The organism is Gloeocapsopsis crepidinum LEGE 06123 (assembly GCF_015207655.1).
In the GTDB taxonomy this organism is placed as follows: domain Bacteria; phylum Cyanobacteriota; class Cyanobacteriia; order Cyanobacteriales; family Chroococcidiopsidaceae; genus Gloeocapsopsis; species Gloeocapsopsis crepidinum.
The window spans coordinates 1-5,504 of the sequence record NZ_JADEWN010000121.1 but is presented as its reverse complement, the minus strand read 5'-3'; the positions used below and the strand labels follow the sequence as shown (position 1 = coordinate 5,504).

The window sequence follows — 5,504 nt, the reverse complement described above, 5'->3', positions numbered from 1 at the left end:
GGTGTCGGAGACTGAGCAAAGATTATGAGGTTTTACCTGCCACTTCTGAGGCGATGATTCAAGTTGCGATGATTCGTCTTATGTTGAGACGATTGGTATAGTCTTTGACTTTTCAGACATCCTCTAAGTAGAGCATATTCATATTAATTGAAAAGAATTAACTTAGTTAAGTTTATAGGAAAAACAAAGTACTACCAATAAAAAACATAGTTCTGTTGTTAAGCCATTACAATCGTTTGTATTTATTTTTACAAAGAAAGAACTATACAATTTCTTCCCTTTGATATAAACAAATATGCCCTGTAAGTAGATGTTAAGTAATTAAATTACATTTAATCTCTAATTTAGAGTTACTAATCTAAAAGCAGTAATTTATTCCACTCAATAATCATGGCACTAGTTCTTGAGGTGAAGCGCAAGAACTAGGCAATTTTGCGTTTACTTAGTAAGTCTCTTCATAATCACTTTAATTAAAAAGCTTGAAATAATTTATGCCCAGAGAAAACGCTCAACCAGCAGAGAATGGTAGCAATGGTGCGGTGTCATCCAGCGTTGATGAAGCCAAGCTATCAATAGCAACAGAACCACTAGACGCATCATCAGGCTCCAAAACTGATTTCAGAACCATAGAATTTACAGAGATAGCAGATGTCATTTGTTTATCTCACTTGCGTTGGAAGTTTGTTTATCAAAGACCTCAACATCTTCTAAATCGCTGCGCTCAAAGAAAACGAGTCTTCTTCATTGAGGAGCCTATTTTTAGCTCACATCAAGAAGAAAGGTTGGAGATCAATCGTGATGAAAACGGGGTTTGGGTTGTTGTGCCGCACTTACCAGAAGCATTAAGTGAAGATGCGATCGCTCCCACCTTACAAAAATTGATTGATAATTTGTTTGCACAGCAGAACATCAGCAAATATATTTGTTGGTACTACACTCCAATGGCGATCGCCTTTACACGTCACTTGCAACCCGAAGCAGTAGTATACGATTGCATGGATGAATTGTCTGCCTTCAAAGGAGCATCCCCTGCGTTAAAAAACTACGAAGCTGAATTATTCCGTCGTGCAGACTTGGTATTTACCGGAGGACAAAGCCTTTACGAAAGTAAAGTCAACCAGCACCCGAACGTTTATGCTTTTCCTAGCAGTGTCGATGTAGCCCACTTTGCACAAGCAAGATCCCAAGCAGCGGAACCAGCCGATCAAGCTAATATTCCTCATCCCCGCTTAGGCTTTTTTGGCGTGATTGACGAACGCATGGATATTGAGTTACTCGCTGGAATCGCTGATGTGCGTCCCGACTGGCACTTGGTGATAATCGGACCTGTGGTAAAAATCGATCCGGCAACTTTACCACAACGCGAAAACATTCATTACCTCGGTACGAAAGATTATAAACAGCTACCTGCGTATTTAGCTGGATGGGATTTGGCGATACTACCGTTTGCGCACAACGAATCAACCCGCTTTATTAGCCCGACTAAGACTCCAGAATATTTGGCTGCGGGTAAGCCTGTGGTATCTACCTCGATTCGCGACGTGGTGCGTCCCTACGGTGAGATGCAGTTGGTGCGAATTGCAGACACAATTGAGGAGTTTGTCACCGCTGCGCAAAAAGCAATGCAAGAGGATATTGCATCGGCATGGTTAAGCCGGGTAGATGGCTTTTTAGAACAGATTTCGTGGGATCGCACTTGGGCATCAATGATGCAACTAATTAATTCAGCGATCGCGGCTAAACATGACAGCACGACCAGTATCCCGCAACCACCAAGCATTATTACTAGAGACTTTGTATTCGATTACTTAATTGTCGGCGCAGGGTTCTCTGGAAGTGTGATCGCCGAACGGTTGGCAAGTGATGGCAAAACAGTGCTGATTGTAGACAAGCGCAATCACATCGGCGGCAACGCCTACGATTGTTACGACGAGCATGGCGTCCTAATTCACAAATATGGTCCGCACATTTTTCATACCAACTCGCGTGAAGTCTTCGAGTATCTTTCACGTTTCACACAGTGGCGGGCTTACGAACACCGCGTTCTTGCAAGTGTAGATGGGCAACTTGTTCCTATTCCGATTAACCTCGACACCATCAACAAGCTGTATGGTATGAACCTCAATTCATTTGAAGCAACAGAATTCTTTAAATCAATCGGAGAATCAAGGGAATACATCCGCACCAGTGAGGATGTCGTAGTGAGTAAAGTCGGCAGGGAGTTATACGAAAAATTCTTCCGAGGCTACACACGCAAACAGTGGGGACTCGATCCCTCAGAACTCGATAAATCGGTAATCGCGCGGATTCCCACTCGTACCAACCGCGACGATCGCTATTTCACCGACATCTACCAAGCGATGCCGCGACACGGTTTTACACGGATGTTCGAGAATATGTTGGCTCATCGCAACATCAAGATCATGCTAAATACAGATTATCAAGAAATTGCCAAAGCAATACCTTGCCGCGAGATGGTTTACACCGGACCCGTTGATGAGTTTTTTGATTTTCGCTATGGTAAGTTGCCGTATCGATCGCTCGAATTTAAACACGAAACGCATCACACTGGTGTGTTTCAACCGGCACCAGTCATTAACTATCCCAACGAACACTTATATACTCGTGTCACAGAGTTTAAATACCTAACTGGGCAAGAACACCATAAAACGAGCATTGTTTATGAATTTCCCCAAGCTGAAGGAGATCCTTACTACCCCGTACCGCGTCCTGAGAATCAGGAAATCTACAAGCAGTACAAAGCACTCGCTGATATAACACCAGGAGTATATTTTGTCGGAAGGCTAGCAACGTACAAGTATTACAACATGGATCAATGCGTTGCCCAGGCGCTGGTGGTTTACAAGCAAATTGCACTTAAAGCTTGAATTGATAATGGTGAGACAAGTTGCAATCAACACATCACCTAGCCTGGGTAGCCCCGACTTCAGTCGGAGGGCATCTTACCAATCGTCAGTTTCAGTTATTTAAATGTCGCAATTATTCAACCAAATGGTATCAAAACATCCTGTGGAAATCTGGGCTGGATTAGAGTGTACAGTTAATCGTGTGGGTGATGAGTATTTCGATCAGTTGCAACGTAACGGTCATGCAACCCGCGTGGATGACTTGGATTTATTTGCCGAACTGGGGATACGTATGATTCGTTACCCAATTTTGTGGGAGCGGATCGCACCTAATGGCATCGAAAATGCTGACTGGACTTGGGCTGATGTACGGCTAGGTCGATTGCGAGAACTGGGCATTTGTCCTATTGTCGGATTAGTGCATCATGGTAGTGGTCCTAGCGATACCAGCTTGGTAGATCCAGAATTTCCGGAGAAACTCGCTGCGTTTGCGCGTGCGGTTGCTGAACGCTATCCTTGGGTGACACATTACACGCCGATCAATGAGCCACTAACAACCGCACGATTTAGTGGATTATACGGTCACTGGTATCCTCACGGAAGAGATGAATTAACTTTCATCCGCGCCTTGTTAGGGCAGTGTCGGGCGATCGCACTTTCAATTTTGGCAATCCGAGAAGTCAATCCCCATGCTCAACTCGTGCAAACCGAAGATTTGGGTAAAATTTTTAGTACGCCGTTGTTGGCATACCAGGCAGCGTTGGAAAACGAGCGCCGCTGGCTAAGCTTCGATTTATTGTGTGGTAGGCTGTCTCCAACGCATCCGATGTGGCACTACTTGCATAAGTGTGGTGTTGATGAAGCTGAACTTGCAGAATTTTTAGAAAATCCTTGTCCGCCGGATATTATGGGAATTAATCATTACCTAACAAGTGATCGCTTGTTGAACGAGCAGATTGAACACTATCCGAATTGGTCGCATGGAGGTAATGGCAAGCATCAGTATGCAGATGTCGAAGCAGTAAGGGTTCGTGCTGAAGGTATAGCTGGACATCGCCACTTGCTTACAGAAGCATGGGAACGCTACAAATTACCGCTGGCAATTACTGAAGTTCACCTCAACTGCACCCGTGAGGAACAGTTGCGCTGGCTATACGAAGTATGGAATGCCGCACAAGAATTACGCGATCGCGGTGTGGATGTTCGCGCTGTTACCGCTTGGTCGCTGTTAGGTAGCTACGATTGGCATAACTTAGTTACTCGCTGTGACGGCTACTACGAGCCAGGTGTATTCGATGTCCGTTCACCCCATCCCCGACCGACAGCGATCGCTAAAATGGTCTGCGATCTTGCTGCTGGACGTACTCCACAGCACCCATTACTTGCAACACCAGGATGGTGGCATCAGCAAGCGCGGCTGCTATTTCCTCCAGTTTCAACTCACGAGAAAACGTCTTTTGAACCTCCTTTGAGAATTACCTCTAAACCGATTGCGATCGTGGGAGCAACTGGAACTCTTGGTAAAGCTTTTGCACGCATTTGCGATGTTCGGGGGATCTCGTACCAGTTACTGACACGCCAAGAGATGGATATTGCCGATCCAATTGCTGTTGATACAGTTCTCACTGAGTTACAGCCGTGGGCAGTTGTCAATGCCGCTGGATATGTACGGGTAGACGACGCGGAACGCGAACCGGAGATTTGTATGTTGGTCAATACGCAAGGATCCGCAACTTTAGCCGCTGTTTGCGCTCGACATAATATAGCATTGCTGACTTTCTCATCAGATTTGGTGTTCGATGGTGCGATATCCACGCCGTATGTAGAAGACGATCCAGCGACTCCGTTGAATGTGTATGGACAGAGTAAAGCTTTAGCCGAAGAGCGAGTCTTACGTGCATATCCTGCATCGTTGGTAATTCGCACGAGTGCCTTTTTCGGACCTTGGGATGATTACAACTTTGTGACGATCGCATTGCGTGAGTTAGCTGCGGGGCGGACGTTTATTGCCGCAGAGGATGCCGTCGTGTCACCCACGTATGTCCCCGATCTTGTCCATACTAGCCTTGACTTGTTAATTGATGGTGAGTGCGGCTTGTGGCACTTGGCTAACAAAAGTGCGATCGCCTGGGCTGATTTGGCACGACTAGCTGCCAAAATAGCAGGTTTGAGTATCAGTAACGTGATTGCTCGTCCGTTGCAAGAACTAGGCTTAATCGCTCCCCGCCCAAGTTACAGTGTACTTGGTAGTAATCGCGGCGAGTTGCTTCCTGGTCTTGAAAGTGCGATCGCGCGTTACTTCGATGAACTCAAATAAACTCACAGATCAGTCAACACTTTCCACCTCCGCAGACTTATTGATAAGACTATTATCTTAGTGTGCGCAGGCACACTTTGTTTCAGTAGCCCCGAAGGGAGTCGTAGGGCGTCTGTGATGCTATTTAAATATTTTAATATGACCTTGCCATAGATGATTCAAAAAATATACAAATTCCTAATTTTTTAGTACTTACAGCCTATTGCAAGTTTATGAGGTACAGTAAGAGGAGTACACAAATGAAGTCTAATGAAACCGTACTCGCTCGACTTGCGAGAAAAAATAGTTAAGGCATACACACAAGGTGACACCTCAATCAG

Annotated in this window: 2 protein-coding genes; both read left to right on the top strand. The window is 45.3% G+C overall.

What is annotated here, in order from left to right; genetic code table 11:
• Nucleotides 1-491: 491 nt before the first annotated feature.
• Nucleotides 492-2,888 carry a UDP-galactopyranose mutase gene (gene glf, locus IQ230_RS25785; RefSeq protein ID WP_193935035.1) on the top strand — a complete coding sequence of 799 codons (2,397 nt, stop codon included), beginning with the start codon at nt 492-494 and terminating at the stop codon, nt 2,886-2,888.
• Nucleotides 2,889-2,991: 103 nt separating this feature from the next.
• Nucleotides 2,992-5,184 (top strand): family 1 glycosylhydrolase, encoded by a 2,193-nt coding sequence (locus IQ230_RS25780; protein ID WP_228055408.1) that lies wholly within the window; start codon nt 2,992-2,994, stop codon nt 5,182-5,184.
• Nucleotides 5,185-5,504 lie beyond the last annotated feature (320 nt).